This is a genomic window from Pseudoalteromonas sp. 2CM28B, from assembly GCF_023161935.1.
The window spans coordinates 380,378-394,934 of record NZ_JALNTH010000002.1; the positions used below are offsets into that span (position 1 = coordinate 380,378).

15 protein-coding genes and 1 pseudogene are annotated in these 14,557 nt (G+C 39.7%); 8 read left to right on the plus strand and 8 right to left on the minus strand.

Going from position 1 to position 14,557, the window contains the following annotated elements; genetic code table 11:
* Positions 1–166: 166 nt before the first annotated feature.
* The 3 genes from MTN96_RS04200 to MTN96_RS04210 are packed head-to-tail and all read right to left on the minus strand — an operon-like array spanning position 167 to position 2,275.
* On the minus strand, positions 167–601 hold the full coding sequence (locus MTN96_RS04200; protein ID WP_008114650.1) for an acyl-CoA thioesterase: 435 nt from the start codon (positions 599–601) through the stop codon (positions 167–169).
* 5 nt (positions 602–606) lie between these two features.
* The gene (locus MTN96_RS04205; RefSeq protein ID WP_248530805.1) at positions 607–1,425 is read right to left on the minus strand and encodes a M23 family metallopeptidase; all 819 of its coding nucleotides are present in this window, start codon (positions 1,423–1,425) and stop codon (positions 607–609) included.
* The gene (locus tag MTN96_RS04210) at positions 1,418–2,275 is read right to left on the minus strand and encodes a 6-carboxytetrahydropterin synthase (RefSeq protein WP_138626584.1); all 858 of its coding nucleotides are present in this window, start codon (positions 2,273–2,275) and stop codon (positions 1,418–1,420) included. The genes MTN96_RS04205 and MTN96_RS04210 overlap by 8 nt, the downstream gene beginning before the upstream one ends.
* Before the next feature lie 195 nt (positions 2,276–2,470).
* On the opposite strand from MTN96_RS04210, the gene fabA reads away from it, so the two are divergent.
* On the plus strand, positions 2,471–2,986 hold the full coding sequence (fabA, locus tag MTN96_RS04215; RefSeq protein ID WP_008114654.1) for a bifunctional 3-hydroxydecanoyl-ACP dehydratase/trans-2-decenoyl-ACP isomerase: 516 nt from the start codon (positions 2,471–2,473) through the stop codon (positions 2,984–2,986).
* A 63-nt stretch (positions 2,987–3,049) separates the two neighbouring features.
* Here fabA and rmf read toward each other — a convergent pair whose 3' ends face one another.
* A complete protein-coding gene (gene rmf / locus MTN96_RS04220; protein ID WP_008114656.1) occupies positions 3,050–3,220 on the minus strand; it encodes a ribosome modulation factor in 171 nt (56 codons plus the stop codon).
* A 363-nt stretch (positions 3,221–3,583) separates the two neighbouring features.
* Here rmf and MTN96_RS04225 point away from each other — a divergent pair, with 363 nt between their 5' ends.
* The 3 genes from MTN96_RS04225 to MTN96_RS04235 all read left to right on the plus strand — a co-directional run bounded on the left by MTN96_RS04225 (position 3,584) and on the right by MTN96_RS04235 (position 5,750).
* Positions 3,584–4,219, plus strand: coding sequence for a TetR/AcrR family transcriptional regulator (locus tag MTN96_RS04225; protein WP_248530806.1), 636 nt, complete (start codon positions 3,584–3,586; stop codon positions 4,217–4,219).
* Positions 4,220–4,268: 49 nt separating this feature from the next.
* Complete coding sequence (locus MTN96_RS04230; RefSeq protein WP_248530807.1) at positions 4,269–5,261, plus strand: MDR family oxidoreductase; 993 nt, start codon at positions 4,269–4,271, stop codon at positions 5,259–5,261.
* 72 nt (positions 5,262–5,333) lie between these two features.
* Positions 5,334–5,750: a VF530 family DNA-binding protein gene (locus MTN96_RS04235; protein WP_069439471.1), complete on the plus strand. Its 417-nt coding sequence runs from the start codon at positions 5,334–5,336 to the stop codon at positions 5,748–5,750.
* 63 nt (positions 5,751–5,813) lie between these two features.
* On the opposite strand, the gene MTN96_RS04240 is transcribed toward MTN96_RS04235, so the two are convergent.
* Complete coding sequence (locus MTN96_RS04240; RefSeq protein WP_248530808.1) at positions 5,814–6,248, minus strand: DUF3859 domain-containing protein; 435 nt, start codon at positions 6,246–6,248, stop codon at positions 5,814–5,816.
* Between the two features lie 57 nt (positions 6,249–6,305).
* Complete coding sequence (locus tag MTN96_RS04245) at positions 6,306–8,123, minus strand: phosphotransferase (RefSeq protein ID WP_248530809.1); 1,818 nt, start codon at positions 8,121–8,123, stop codon at positions 6,306–6,308.
* A gap of 241 nt (positions 8,124–8,364) precedes the next feature.
* Between MTN96_RS04245 and MTN96_RS04250 the strand changes: the two genes are divergently transcribed.
* From MTN96_RS04250 to MTN96_RS37260, 3 genes and pseudogenes are all read left to right on the plus strand, one after another.
* Positions 8,365–9,882, plus strand: coding sequence for a leucyl aminopeptidase (locus tag MTN96_RS04250; RefSeq protein WP_248473851.1), 1,518 nt, complete (start codon positions 8,365–8,367; stop codon positions 9,880–9,882).
* Positions 9,883–10,419: 537 nt separating this feature from the next.
* Complete coding sequence (locus MTN96_RS37255) at positions 10,420–10,557, plus strand: hypothetical protein (protein ID WP_248530810.1); 138 nt, start codon at positions 10,420–10,422, stop codon at positions 10,555–10,557.
* Between the two features lie 56 nt (positions 10,558–10,613).
* Positions 10,614–10,784, plus strand: a pseudogene (locus MTN96_RS37260) (methyl-accepting chemotaxis protein); the annotation flags it as partial.
* A gap of 256 nt (positions 10,785–11,040) precedes the next feature.
* On the opposite strand, the gene MTN96_RS04265 reads toward MTN96_RS37260, so the two are convergent.
* On the minus strand, positions 11,041–12,948 hold the full coding sequence (locus MTN96_RS04265) for a beta-ketoacyl synthase (protein ID WP_248530811.1): 1,908 nt from the start codon (positions 12,946–12,948) through the stop codon (positions 11,041–11,043).
* A 128-nt stretch (positions 12,949–13,076) separates the two neighbouring features.
* Between MTN96_RS04265 and MTN96_RS04270 the strand changes: the two genes are divergently transcribed.
* Complete coding sequence (locus tag MTN96_RS04270; protein ID WP_138626577.1) at positions 13,077–14,087, plus strand: GlxA family transcriptional regulator; 1,011 nt, start codon at positions 13,077–13,079, stop codon at positions 14,085–14,087.
* Positions 14,088–14,117: 30 nt separating this feature from the next.
* Here the strand turns inward: MTN96_RS04270 and MTN96_RS04275 are convergent, their stop codons facing one another.
* Positions 14,118–14,555 (minus strand): GGDEF domain-containing protein, encoded by a 438-nt coding sequence (locus tag MTN96_RS04275; RefSeq protein WP_308200563.1) that lies wholly within the window; start codon positions 14,553–14,555, stop codon positions 14,118–14,120.
* Positions 14,556–14,557: the final 2 nt, after the last annotated feature.

The following is a 14,557-nucleotide window of genomic DNA, read 5'->3' on the forward strand; positions in this document are numbered from 1 at the left end:
TGTGCACGCCTTTTTATTTTGAAATTTACCCCCTCCTTTTTACTCATTATTTTAGACAAACATTAATGCTAAGTTTGTAGCACTAACAGATTAAGTATGATGTGTTCTTAATGGGTTTTAATATAAGCACCAAAACTAGGTGCTTATATTAATTTACTATTTAGCGTTATAACTCAAAGCCATGTAGCATTTTATCGCATACTACCGGTGTTGGTCTGTGGTTATCATCCACGGCAACAAAGGTAAAACTACCCGTAATAGCAGAATGCTTATTATCTTTGTGCATGGTTTCTAGGAATATTTCTACATCTACCTTTAGGCTGGTATTCCCTACATGCGACACTTTTGAGATTAATTCGGCAAATGAACCTGCCGGAATAGCCTCTTTAAAATCTACCCTATCAGATGAAATAGTCACTAATGGCTTACGGCAAAAACGGGTAGCTGCAATAAAAGCAACCTCATCCATCCACGCTAATGCATCACCACCAAATAGCGTATTGTGGTGATTAGTACGCCCAGGAAATACCGCTTTTGTAACCGATGTGGTCGAATCTTTTATACGCTGCGCAATAATTGCTTCGCGCTCTACTTGAGTCATAATCTCTACTTTTTGTTTGCTAATGTGTCTTGCATCAATAATGCAGGGTCAAGGCGTTCACCTTGCCAATTAAATCGCCAATCTAAATGTGGGCCAGTTACACGGCCCGTAGCACCTATTTCAGCCACTTTCATACCTTGTGTAATTTTATCCCCCACTTTTACATCTAGCTTGCTTAGATGAATGTAAGTCGAGGTAACCCCATGGCCATGATCTAAAATTAATGTGCCACCTGAGTAATATAAATCTGGTTCAGCAAATACCACGGTACCGCTGATCGGCGCATACACAGGAGAGCCTGTTTTATTTGCTATGTCTAAACCAAAGTGTGGTCTGCGTGGTTCACCATTAAAGTAACGCTGGCTTCCATAAACACCTGAAATACGGCCCTCGGCAGGCCTAAGCACAGGCTGTAAAAAGTACTCTAGGTCAGAGTTAACAGCGCGCGCTTTTCTTACCGCGGCCGCTTCACGGCTAATACGTTCACTGACCGCTTTTGGTGGCGATACATATTTTTTTGCAACACCGGTTATTTTATCGATGTTGTAGTCACGAAGGGTTATAACTAAATCTTGGCTGTGGCTTTTTCCACTTTTATCAACCCATGATAAAGTGTGGTTTGGTTTTGCATCACGACCAAAACCAATTACAAATAAGCCAGTATCAGATAGCTTTAATGGCTTATCATTTAAGCTAACCGATTTTGCGTTATTTAATTGCCCTGTAACCAAGCCGCCTTGAGTTAAATGCCCTTTTAGTTCAACTGCCAAAGCACTAAAACTAAATGATGCAATTAACGCTGACACTAATAAGGATTTAAGCATAACTAATTGACCCTTTGCCAACGCCTTCATAAGCGGTAATTTTTACGTCTTTTTCTGGATGCTGCAGTTTTACTTGGCCGGCAATATACTCAGCAATACATTCTACTGTGGTATCCATTGGTAAAATGTCGCAACGCGATTCGCTAATAGCCATTTCAAAATAACCTTGCGCGGCTGTATATGCAAAACACACGTCATCCTCTTTGGCGATAATATGTTTTAATTCAGAGGCGCTGATTTTATCTTCGCTGGTAGCTAAGTATATATCTTGCCATTTATCAGCCCACTGTTTTTGTAAACGAGGCATAGAAATACCGCCAAGGCTTATACCAATTTGTGAGCGATGGCCATGAATAATACGTTGGCAGTTACCATCATGCTTTTTAAGGCCATGGCTGTAGTGGTAGTAAAAACTTTGATTGTGCTCAGGCTTTAATACAAGTTCAATTTTTTCAATATTATCAGGAAGCTGTGGCAGTATTGTGGCAACTAAATACTCTGTAACCGACTCAATGGTTATCTTATCGGTATCAATCAGGCAAAAAGCTTGATGAGGCGCACTCATTGCTAGGTGCTTATTATCGGCAAACGTGCAATCTAATGTTTTGTGATCAGCAAACTCATGAATGCTGCCGTTTATATTGTTAGGTACGGCTAAACGGTGATCAATGCATTCATCAATGATGCCTTTTATTTGCTTTTTAACTAAGCCAAAGTCTAAAACCATAGACTCTTCATTTAGTTTGCCATGTAAAGTCAAATCAACAATCCAACTTTCGCCAACTGCACCGCGTTTATTGCATAAGTAAGAAAAATCAATCACAGTGAGTGAGTTAACAAAAAGGGTCATAAATTTCCTTTAAACTGATTAAAAGTCAGCCCTAATTATAATGATTTCTGTTAGTAATTGCGCGGTTTAATCATACTAAAATCAGTTGCATTGACTGATTGGCTATATTTAGACCATTTTTTAACTGCTCCGAGTTGTTTAGCGTACAAGTGTACGCTAAAGTACGGGACAATTTCTAAGCGAAGATAAAGTGTTATGGAACCTAAAAATAGCTATACAAAAGAAGATTTGATCCTTTGTGGTCAAGGTGAAATGTTTGGTGAAGGAAATTGTCGTTTACCAAGTGACAACATGTTAATGATGGATCGTATCATCTCTATCACCGATGATGGTGGTGAGCACGGTAAAGGCCAAATTATTGCTGAGCTAGATATTGACCCTAGCCTTTGGTTTTTTGACTGCCACTTTAAAGGCGACCCTGTAATGCCGGGTTGTTTAGGCTTAGATGCAATGTGGCAACTGGTTGGATTTTTCTTAGGCTGGTCTGGTGGCCCTGGTCTTGGCCGCGCATTAGGTGTAGGCGAAGTGAAATTTACTGGCCAAATCCTACCAACGGCAAAAAAAGTAACTTACCGTCTCGATATGAAACGCGTTATTAAACGTAAGTTGTTTATGGGTATGGCTGATGGCACTGTTGAAGTAGACGGCCGCGTTATATACGAAGCAAAAGATTTAAAAGTGGGCTTATTCCAAGACACTAGCGCGTTTTAATTTTAACGCACGCAACAAAAAAGCCTCTAACTAGAGGCTTTTTTGCTTAAATTCGTTGTGAGTTTATGTTTTATACATATTGCGATTTTCTATTGCCTCGCGCCAACCACCAAGCCACTCAGACTTAGGATCAACTTGTTGATAAGGGCAGTGCTCTTTTGAGCGACCAGCTAAACCAGCTTTAAAACCTTGAGAATGAGCTCTTTCTAAACGATCTCTTTTCTGTCTCTTCATCGGTAAAATCCTCACCTTTATATTTATATTTTTGTAGCATTAAGTTCATCTACATTTAATAAATAGCTAACAAAAATGTTTAATTCAAACACAAAATACAATTAATTTGTTTGACTTTAACTAAGCTGCTGATGCAATGATAAATTAATTTAAAAATAATTTTATTGCTCAACTTTTACCTATTTAACTTTATTAAAATATACCGATACATCGGTTCAAAACACATAAGTGTCATATTTGTGACTAACAATATACCCTTAAGTTCCCAATTAATTTGTAATCAAAAAATGAACGTCAGAGCTGTTTTAAAAACATCCCAAATAAAAACTTGATTAATTAAAACCGATCGGTCTAATATAAAGCATGAACAAAACACCAGCAGTTGCAACTAGGCGTGGCCGCCCACCCAAAATAGCCAGAGACAGCGCAGATACAAAAGCGCTGCTCATTCGTGTGGGCTTAGAAACCTTAACTGAGTTTGGCTTTAGTGCCACCGGGCTCGATACCATATTAAAAAAAGCAAAAGTACCTAAAGGCTCCTTTTATCATTACTTTAAAAGTAAAGAAGCCTATGGCTTGGCACTTGTTGATGCCTACGACGATTTTTTTATAAATAAACTTAAATGTTACCTAGAGCAATCCGAAGTCCCCCCACTCGAGCGCATTGTTAATTTCACACAAAGCGCAATTGCTGGAATGCAAAAGTATGATTACAAACGCGGATGCTTGGTGGGTAACTTAAATCAAGAGCTTAATCATTTAAGTGACAATTTTAAAACCCGTTTAATGCAAAGCTACATCGCTTGGCAACAACAATTAAAACGATGTTTAGATTTAGCGCAGCAGCAACAAACTATTAATCCACACATTAATACCGAACAAATGAGTGAATATTTTTGGGTGGGTTGGGAAGGCGCAGTAATGCGAGCTAAACTAACCCAATCAAGTAAGCCACTTACCTTATACACAGAAATGTTTTTACGCGCATTACTCAGTTAATGTATTTTTTATTATTAATTTAAAGACGATCGGTCTAAAAGGAAATCTAATGAGCAATTCTATTAAAGCTATTGTTATAGATAAGCAAGACGACAACTACACTGCAGCCCTAAGCACCATAAACAGTGACGATCTGCCAAACGAAAATGTATTAATTGATGTGCTTTACAGTACCTTAAATTATAAAGATGGCTTAGCCATCACGGGTAAAGGCCCTGTTGTACGTAGCTTTCCTATGGTGCCGGGGATTGATTTAGTGGGTACAGTGACTAGCAGCGACAGTGCTGAATTTAAAAGTGGCGACCATGTTATTTTAAATGGTTTTGGTGTTGGCGAAAAGCACTGGGGTGGCTTATCTCAAAAAGCAGCACTGAGCAGTGATTGGTTAATTCCCCTACCCGCTAACTTATCACCTAAACAAGCTATGCAAATTGGTACTGCCGGTTATACGGCAATGCTCAGTGTTATTGCACTAGAAAAGCAAGGCGTTACTCCCGAGTCAGGTGAAATTTTAGTGACCGGTGCTAATGGTGGCGTAGGCAGTTTTGCTATTTATTTACTAAGCCAGCTAGGTTATCAAGTCTCCGCTGCAACAGGTCGTATGGAGCAAGCAGACTATTTAAAATCATTAGGAGCAACTAATGTAATTGATAGAAATGAGTTTTCGAACCCTGGTAAACCTCTGCAAAAAGAACGCTTTGCTGCAGCTATTGATTCTGTGGGTAGCCATACACTTGCAAATATTTGTGCATCACTTAAATATGGGGGGGTCGTTACTGCTTGCGGGCTTGCTCAAGGTATGGACTTACCGGCCTCGGTTGCACCATTTATTTTACGTGGGGTTTCATTAATGGGTATTGATAGCGTTATGCGCCCTAAAGCGGATCGTGTTGAAGCTTGGGATCGTTTAGCTTCATTAGTTAATGCTGATTACTTGGATAAAATTTCAACTGAAATAAATCTTGATCAAGTCATTGAAAGCGCCGAGCAACTAATGCAAGGCCAAATTCGTGGTCGTGTAGTGGTTAATTGTCAAAGTTAAGCATTTTTGCTACTAAACTCTCGTTATTAAATTTATAATGTCCGCTGATTTTTTAATAACGAGAGAACACCTATGAGCAACCAAGAACTTTTCAGTAATAACCCACTGCAAGGCGTTAAATTAGAGCAAGTGGTTGAAGAACTGGTTGAGCAATATGGGTGGGAACTCCTGCATGCCTACTTACAACTTAACTGCTTTAAAAATAATCCAGACATTAAATCTGCAGTTAAATTTTTGCGTAAAACCGAGTGGGCACAACAAAAAGTAGATAATTTCTATTTGTACCGCCTTAAAAACTTACCTCGCCCAGATGACGTACAATACGAACTGCCTCCACGCGACCGTATTATCCCTGAAGGTGATAAACCAGGTGAGCCTTGCGAGTTAAGCTTTTCTGATGCCAAACGTATTCAAGCAAAAAAAGCAGCAAAACAACGTGCGCGTAACCGTAAGCAACGTTCAAATTCAAGTAACCCGTGGGGTAACTAATACACCTTTTAGGCAAGAGTTAACAATAAACGTTAGCTCTTGCGTTATTGCATAGTGTAGCAATTAATAACCACAGTATTTCCAAAAGTCGTCTTCGGTTTTTGTCTCTTCATTAGCCACTAACTTAAATGTTTTATCCGCAATGACTTTCCCAGCTAAAGATAAGGTCATACGCCAGTCACCTATTTTATCCTCAATAGGCTCCCATACCGTATCGCCTAAATAAAACGACCAGTCGTTATCTTTAACATATACAGTGCCCTCAAAAGGCAGCATCACTTCGCCATTGGTATCTATAATATCTGGGTGGTAAATACAGAAATGTAGTTTTTCGCCTTTGGCTTTTTTAATATTAACTATCAGACCAAATTCTACATCAAGTTCTGCTTTGACTTGCGTAGTGAATTGAGTAATTTGCGGTAGTGATTTACTGTCTTTGTCCCAGTGACTATATATGCCGAAACTTTGTAATGTAATTTGTGGTTTAGATTTTGCCATTGAACTTTCTATTTTTGACTTTCAATTTTTAAACCACCAGCTTAAGCGAGCGGTTTATTAATTAAGTAGTTGCTTTGGATTTTTAGGGTAATAATTGCTGGGTTGTTGTTCACATAAACCGAACTCACGAGTGTTTTTATAAGGTAACTTCATAAAGCCAGCCACCCCCACGTCGGTAATATTTACCGCGTATTGCATAAGCTTATTTAGTAAACGTTTAAATTCTACTTCTTTGCTGGCATCAAGTAATCTGTAATAATGATGAATTTTCATCCTATCTGGCAGCGCCTCAAAAATAATACAGCCGGTATGATGTATCTGGTTTAGCTCAAATACACATTTAATGACTTTTTTAGGCAGTTGCAGTTGCTCATCGGGGTCTTTACCATCTTCAAAATATGAATGCGGACGCGTCACATCGCTGGCTTTTACATTAACCACTTCATAATCAAGCTCTGGTAATTGATTAAATTTAAATGCGCCGGTGCCATCACGTTCTAACTGAATTGTTTTGCGGGCATCAAATAAACAACACTTAAATAAGCCTTTTTGGCTAATAGCTTGTGCAAGCATCACCGTGTTATTAACCGCATCAGTAAACGCGGTTGCGAGTGTTTCGTCATACATAATGAGTGACGATTCAACATACAAAGATTCATCTTTCCAATGAAAGCTGAGCCCTCCTACTACAGGATATTTAGCTAAACGACTAATAGAGGCTAAAAATGCTTTTTCGGTATCCCCAGTATCAAATAAAAACTCTTTATAATACCTATCAAGCTGAGCATCGTTTACATCGAGTAATTGCTGTTTATGGTCGGCTTGGCGTAAAAATTGTTTTCTAGAGCTATAAACTACGGTTTCGGGTTCGGGGTCTTGGCTAAACCAAAACGGAATTGCCGCTTTAGTTTCTGTTTTTGGTAGTTGTGGTAAATACGCTTTTACCATGGTTTCTATGTTACGCATAAAATAGTCACCCGCTTTGTCTCTAACCAACCGTTCTTTTGAAAGCATGCCATCAATAACGTTTGCCAGCTCCTTAGGTAACATTAAACTGCTGGCCGGTATAGCCTGAGCACCAAATCGGCAAGACTGCGCTGAGGCAAGTGCATATAGCGTTGATGCAACCCCTTGCTCATCAAAACGAGGGGATGACTTTTCACCCGACATTTGCGCATCACCTATAAAATAAACATCACCCATTCGTGCGTTAGTGGTACTTAAATCGCCGGACATTAAATCCATAAAATTACTGGCAATTGGGTTTCCTTGTTCATCTACTTGGGCATAAACAGAGCTTCCCCAGTCAACCAAGGATAGCTGCTTTTCATTTTCATCCCACACCAAGTTAGAGGGTTTAATATCACCATGTACAATAGGCTGCGGGCTTAAACCATTTTTATGACGACGTAAATCAAGCAACACATTTCTTAATTTAACCGCTAAGCTCATTATTTTGGCGGCCGGTAAGCGCCCTTGCTTTAGTGATATTTTTTCAAGGTCTTCACCAATGGCGCGCGCCATCATCAAAATACCTTGCTTTTTTATTCGCTCAAAGCCATAAAATGTTGGCACTAAGGGATTTTTGATTTGCGAAAGCATATACGCTTCATCTTCAAGGCGATCACGTACACTTTGCGCGAGCGTAATTCTAGAAAACTTAAACACCCAAGGCAGGCCATGCTCATCATCCCCTGCAAATACAAACCCAAATGCCCCTGAGCCAATCATTTCTACCTTTTTATACCCAAGCAAAGTGAGCTGTTTAATACAAATATTAAGCCACTGACGATGTTTTTTTGCATCACGGTGTGACAGCAAATAAACCGATTGCTCTTCGTTGATATAAAAATTACGAATTTCTTTAGCTTTCAATGTGGGTTCTCTAGGTTAGTTGTTAAAAGCGTAGTGTTACCTTTATGTTTAATAGTAACGTGAGCATTGTTTTAATTAAACCTTTAAGCATCACAATATGTTTATCAAGTCGTTATGTCATGGTATTTAGACATGAATTTAGACGTATATCGCTGTTATTTGCGATTTCGCCGTATCCTACTTAACCACAGCATCGTAAATAGTGTAAAACACACCTTTATATTATTCTTAGGTTAAAAAAATGAAACGTATTATAAAAGCCTCTTCAATCGCGCTTGCACTGAGTATGTGCATGAATGCCCAAGCCGCAGACTTTAATTTTTCTTCAAAAGTGAACAGCGATGCAAATACGCTGGTTGTATTTTATAGCCAAGATGGAAATAACAGCCAATTTAAAGCGCTCGACAAGCAGTTCGATGGCCAATTGCAACGCGTTATTGATATAGAAAATTTTACCGGCGATTACGCTAAAGTGGCACAACTTGCTGCGCCAAGTAAAAGTAACTACAGCCGCGTTTTAGTCGTAGGTACTGGTAAAACTAGCGAGCTTGATAAAGCAAAAGCAGCTAAGTTAGGCGGTAATATTCATGCTCAACTAGTTAAAGCCAAAGTTGGTACTGCCAGCGTTGTATTTGAAGATGTAACCGGTGTAAGTGACAATGCATTACTTGCTGCTAACTTTGCCCATGGTGCAAACTTACGCGATCATCGTTTCGAAAACTATAAAAAAGAACCAAACACTGAAACAGTTAGCTACACATTTGATGTTAATAACACCAAGCAAACTCGCAAGCTTTACACCCAATTAGAAAGTATTCAAGCGGGTGTTTTTTTAGCCCGCGATTTAACCTCTGAAGTCGCTACCGAAATGACGCCGGTTGACTTTGCTAATGCGGCAAAAGAATTAGCATCTTTAGGCGTAACCATCAAAGTATTAGAGCCTAAAGAAATAAAAGAACTGGGTATGGGTGCATTAGAAGCTGTTGGCCGAGGTAGCCAGCAAGGTGCCCGTTTAGTGGTTGCCCATTATAAAGGGTCTGACGATGCCCCTATTGCCCTTGTTGGTAAAGGCATTACGTTTGACTCAGGTGGTTACAGCATTAAAACCGGCGCATCTATCGCACGTATGAAGTCAGACATGGCCGGTGCTGCTGCAGTATTGGGTACAGTTAAAGCAATGGCGTTAGCTAAAGCTGAGAAAAACGTGGTAGCTGTTATGGGTATGGCTGCGAATATGGTATCGCAGTTCGCTGTAGCACCAGGTGATGTTGTTCGCACAGCTGAAGGCTTGAGTGTTGAAATTTTAAATACCGACGCCGAAGGCCGCTTAGTATTAAGTGATGCTATGTGGTATGCGCGTGAGTATTACAAACCAGAAATTATGATTGATGTTGCAACACTCACCGGTTCAAAAATCCGTGCTGTAGGCAATGAATACGCGGCTGTGTTTTCAGATGACGACGCTTTAGTATCTCAACTAACGGTAGCCGGTAAACAAGTGAACGAAAACCTATGGCGCCTACCTTTAGGGTATAAAGATATGTTGGAGTCTGACATTGCAGATTTAACAAATGTGGGATCAGGTGGCCCAGGCGCAACCACTGCAGCCACTTTCTTAGAGCATTTTGCTGGCGATACACGTTGGGTGCATATCGATATTGCAGGTAATGCCTTAGTGAAAAAAGGTAAAGATGAGCTTTCGCCAGGGGGAACGGGGTTTGGTGTTCGCTTACTAAGCGAATGGTTATTAGCTAACTAATTGTTTATTAATACTAATAAAAGCGCCAAAGTAGGTTTACTGTTTTGGCGCTTTTTGCATTTTACTGAGTAGCTTTATAGGTAAGGCCTCATAAATAAACAGTTAAAACCGTTTTATTAATTGATTTTGTTTAATTTATAGCCAAAGGTGAAAAAACAAACAGTAATGAGGTCAATGGAATGAAAGTAACCTACCTGCTTTATAGCGTTTTTATTTATCTATTTGTTTTCTTTTATTTTTTGAACAGTTCTGAGCCATTGCAGCTGGTGTTATAGTACTATTGTTTGCCTGTTTTATATAAAGCCTGCCCCTTCAAAAATTAAACATAATCAAGACTCAACGCCTGTGTAAAGCTTCACCAATAAAATTGCGCAAAACATTACAAAAGCCACCTCGCAAAATGCCATAGGGGCAGCTGAAGTATCGTTTTATGTTGATAGCTTATCTAAAGAAATAGATGCCTGTTATAAAGAAAGCGAAACTGTCGGGCGTGCCACACACGAGCTTTCACAAAATAGCACTGAACTTAGTGACACCATGACCACCATTAATCAAGCAATGGTACAAACAGCACAAGCCTCAAGCACTGCCGGTAGCCGCTTACAAACGGCCACCAGCCAAATTGATTCGTTATCTGGCTCTATAGATAAAGTGGCCCAGCAATTAGATTTATAATTAAAAAGTGCCAGTGATATATAAAGCATTACCCAAGTTATTCAAAACATTGCAAGCAAACTAATTTACTTGCTTTAAATGCAGCCATAGAGGCCGCTCGCGCAGGTGAGCAAGCTCGTGGGTTTGCGGTTGTTGCCGACGAAGTGCGTAACCTTGCAAATAAAACCAATGAGGCAACCAAACAAATTGCAGACATGCTTACAGACATTAACGCCAACAGTATAAAATCAATGAAGACTGACTTTGTTATGCTAATAGCTCTGCTACGTTAATAGAGAACTCCCGCTCTAAATATTTTATAGTTTCAGGCTGGCCATCCAAAGATTAATGCGGAATAAGAGATTAGTAATTTGAAGTATTTGCAAAGAGGTGAAGTTTTAATATTTTTGTTAAGGAGCTAATTAGCGCATTAGTTAAACTACAATATGGGTTCATATATTAAAAAAGGCGCTTAAAAAGCGCCTTGCTAACAAGTATGTGTGCTTAGAACATATCTTGATAGGAATTTGTTGTACTGAATTTAATTGCTTTTTCAAAGCCTGGCAGCTGAATGCTGTGCTCATCAATAACAATGTCATTTTCATCAATCAGCCCATCACCAAAACGATAAACAAGCACATATTGACCTAAATCTGCTTGTTGTTGATAATGTTGTTGTGCTTCTTTTACTGCTGCATGCTTGCTGGTATAAAGCCCCATCGTTTCATTGCCATGACGCTTAGCAAGCATCTGCATCGTTACTTTTGCTGAAAGTACTGTGGCTGTTGCATTATTACCACCAAACCCTTTAGAGTTTATAAATGCAATATCCATATCACCACAATCATAGTGACTGTTACGAATATCTAAATGATCTGCATAAACATCATCAGCCACTTTATCTATGGTAGTAATGCCCGGCATAATATTATGACTAAATACACCTAAGGCAATGGCAAGCTGATCGCCACTGGCAGGTGCTATAGTATGGCCAACATACGCTTTAGGGGCGGTTACTTTCCAATTATCTATTGCAAATGTTTGCGCTACTTTATGATAAATTAACGACTCAGTTACGCGGTTTTGTGGTGTGCTTGAACCATGGGCTAAAATAAAGCTACGTTGCTGTAATGCCTCTTTACCTAGTAAGCTACTGGCAAGTGCAGCCGATTTTGCCATGGTAATGTAGTTACCAGGCCCAGGTGAAGTAATTGATTTCTTTACTCCATCGGCGTTAACAAATACATCAGGCACACAGCCCATAATGTCTGCACCTAGTTCAAGTGCCAGCGCATCATCCATTAATATAGCCACTTGTGCGCCTTCACCTAAAGTAAAGCCACAGTTTTCGCCAAATGGGCGGCTGCTTCTACGATAATCAGGTTCATCGTCATTACTTAAATCATCTAAGCGGCGCAAACCTTCAATATTAGCCAGCGCACTCATATTGCCAAAACCTTCAACCACTTCAGGGGTAATCGCACACTCTACACTTGCCACAATTGCAACACGTGTGCGCCCTGCTTGTATATCGTTTACTGCTGCGCGCAAGTTATATAAAAAGGTAGCACACGCACCCGATGTAGAAAAAGTAGTTCCTACATTGCCCGTAACATAGGCGTTAATAAAATCAGTCGACATTGTATTTAAACCCAGTGCCAACTGCTTAGTGCTGACGCGATCACCTTGCTGGCGCGCTTTAACTAACCCACCTAAACCTTTATCGTCCATTTGGCCAATAACCGATGCTGAATAGGTACCAATTTTATCAGGCTCAACACTATTCATAATGTATTGCCAATCAAGTCCTGTTGATTTTATTGCATCGGTGGCAGCAAAAATAGTGGCTTGTAAGCCTCGAGGTTGGTAGCGGCTATTGTACATAATTGACGGATCAAACCCTGTGGGTAGTTGCCCTGCCGATTTAATTGGGTTATCACGAGTAGAATCATGTTTAATATCAAATTGAGCCGCAATAGTTACTTTCACTTTTTTATTTTCAAGCTCTTCTACGTGCCAACTTTCAGGAACTGGCGAAGGTAAATCACGACGGCGTGTTTCAAACACAATCGCGTTTTCATCCGATGCGGTTAACGTCATTTTTTGCTGCCACGGCGTGGCATCTACATCAAAGTGTTGTTTTTCAATTTTGCGAATTAATGTACCTGCAATAATTTGCTCACCAAAACGTGCTTCTATGTCGCTTTGCTCAACATTATTGCCTTGCATGTCTTGTAGTTGTCCATTCACAACACTCACTAAATTCATTAATGTGGCAAGGCCTAAAAATGTTTCTTGACGAGCTTGAGACTCTAAGCTATCTAACACGATACGACGATAACCTTGATGAAAAGAAGTACGGCCAGCGGCATTAATGCCTCCCATGCCGACAATGACGGGTAATGCGGTCATAATTTACCTTTAAAAAAACGTGTTATAAGAATATGGAATTAGTTTAAATGGATTACGCACACATCTTTGTGCTTTAATAGCCAAATATTAAGCACAAAAGGCCAAAAACAACTGGTCGGAGCATTTAAATGAGCAATAATCCAACAAATTCACCATTAAATATAGCCATTGCTGTTTACTCGCACCTACTGGTAACTAGTTTAACCCTGCCAATTGAAATGCTCCGAGCAGGTGAAGCGTTCGCCAAGGGGCACACTAGTAAGCAACACTTTAGAGCGCTTAATATTCATTTAATTGCTAAAAATATGGCTCCTATTGCAACCAGAACAGGTTTAGCCATCGTGCCTGATTGCAGCAGTGATAACGCCCCCTATTGCGATTTAATCATTGTTCCGGGTATTTGGCGTAATCCACGCCCGGTTGTTAAAACGAATCAACCAATAGTTAATTGGCTCAATGAGAGTTTTACGATGGGAAGCCATATTATTGGTGTTGGTACCGGCAATTGTTTGCTCGCAGAAGCTGGTTTACTTGATGGTCACCCTGCAACCACTCACTGGCATTATGCCAAGCAATTTTCTCAAGATTATCCAAACGTTAGCTTAAAACCTGATTTTTTTATTACCCAATCAGAGCGCCTGTATACGGTAGCGAGTTTAAATGCCTTAGCTGACGTTATTGTTCATATTATTAGCCAATACTATGGTAAAGAAGCGGCGCAGCATGTTGAGCGGAACTTTTCACATGAAATACGTAAACCCTACGAAGATCAACGCTATTTAGAAGGCGCCGTTAACCGACATGCTGATGAACTTATTGCACAAATACAATTTTGGTTAAAAACTAATTTATCTAGTGAATTAGATTTACAAGAAGTCGCGGCACAATTTAGCTTAAGCTACCGCACGTTTACACGCAGGTTTCGACTTGCTACAAATCAAAGCCCTATAGAGTATTGGCAGCAGCTACGTGTTGAAGGTGCAAAAGAATTACTGGCCTCATCGAACTTATCAATTCAGGAAGTCGCGTTAGAAGTTGGCTATAACGATCAAGGACACTTGACCCGTGTGTTTAAAAAGGTATTGAGCCAAACCCCGAGCGAATACAGAAAAGTAGTCAGACGAAAGTTATTTGGTTAATTGTTTCTTTGCCCTTGTTTGATATTTTAGTCAGCCCGTTACAACGCAGTTTCGACCGTTGTTTTTAGCTAAATATAAATAATTATCGGCTAATCTTAAAATTTCACTCAGGTGAGTATGCTCATAGGCATCAATATCAACCAAGCCAATACTAATAGTGATATTTAACGTGCTCTGCATATAAGTAAATTGATGATTTTGTATATCTATTCTTAGCTTATCCATTGTGATTACAGGGACCTCTATGTCGTCATTTACCACCAATGTAAATTCTTCACCGCCAAAACGATAAACATGTTCATCACCGGCATCGTGCCCATATTTATCGTTTACTTTTTTAAAAAAATCCAGATCAGCTAAGGCAAAACAATAGGGGTTAGAAAAGTCGATATGGTTATGAAAATGGCTTTTAAAAGCACGTCGGTTATAAGGCTGCGTTAAGCTGTCGCGTAATGCTAAATTAATAATTT

Excerpts from the sequence above, each read along its gene's own strand:
- MTN96_RS04200 (WP_008114650.1), bottom strand. The coding sequence starts at position 601 with ATGACTCAAGTAGAGCGCGAAGCAATTATTGCGCAGCGTATAAAAGAT.
- MTN96_RS04205 (WP_248530805.1), bottom strand. The coding sequence starts at position 1,425 with ATGCTTAAATCCTTATTAGTGTCAGCGTTAATTGCATCATTTAGTTTT.
- MTN96_RS04210 (WP_138626584.1), bottom strand. The coding sequence starts at position 2,275 with ATGACCCTTTTTGTTAACTCACTCACTGTGATTGATTTTTCTTACTTA.
- fabA (WP_008114654.1), top strand. The coding sequence starts at position 2,471 with ATGGAACCTAAAAATAGCTATACAAAAGAAGATTTGATCCTTTGTGGT.
- rmf (WP_008114656.1), bottom strand. The coding sequence starts at position 3,220 with ATGAAGAGACAGAAAAGAGATCGTTTAGAAAGAGCTCATTCTCAAGGT.
- MTN96_RS04225 (WP_248530806.1), top strand. The coding sequence starts at position 3,584 with ATGAACAAAACACCAGCAGTTGCAACTAGGCGTGGCCGCCCACCCAAA.
- MTN96_RS04230 (WP_248530807.1), top strand. The coding sequence starts at position 4,269 with ATGAGCAATTCTATTAAAGCTATTGTTATAGATAAGCAAGACGACAAC.
- MTN96_RS04235 (WP_069439471.1), top strand. The coding sequence starts at position 5,334 with ATGAGCAACCAAGAACTTTTCAGTAATAACCCACTGCAAGGCGTTAAA.
- MTN96_RS04240 (WP_248530808.1), bottom strand. The coding sequence starts at position 6,248 with ATGGCAAAATCTAAACCACAAATTACATTACAAAGTTTCGGCATATAT.
- MTN96_RS04250 (WP_248473851.1), top strand. The coding sequence starts at position 8,365 with ATGAAACGTATTATAAAAGCCTCTTCAATCGCGCTTGCACTGAGTATG.
- MTN96_RS37255 (WP_248530810.1), top strand. The coding sequence starts at position 10,420 with ATGACCACCATTAATCAAGCAATGGTACAAACAGCACAAGCCTCAAGC.
- MTN96_RS04265 (WP_248530811.1), bottom strand. The coding sequence starts at position 12,948 with ATGACCGCATTACCCGTCATTGTCGGCATGGGAGGCATTAATGCCGCT.
- MTN96_RS04270 (WP_138626577.1), top strand. The coding sequence starts at position 13,077 with ATGAGCAATAATCCAACAAATTCACCATTAAATATAGCCATTGCTGTT.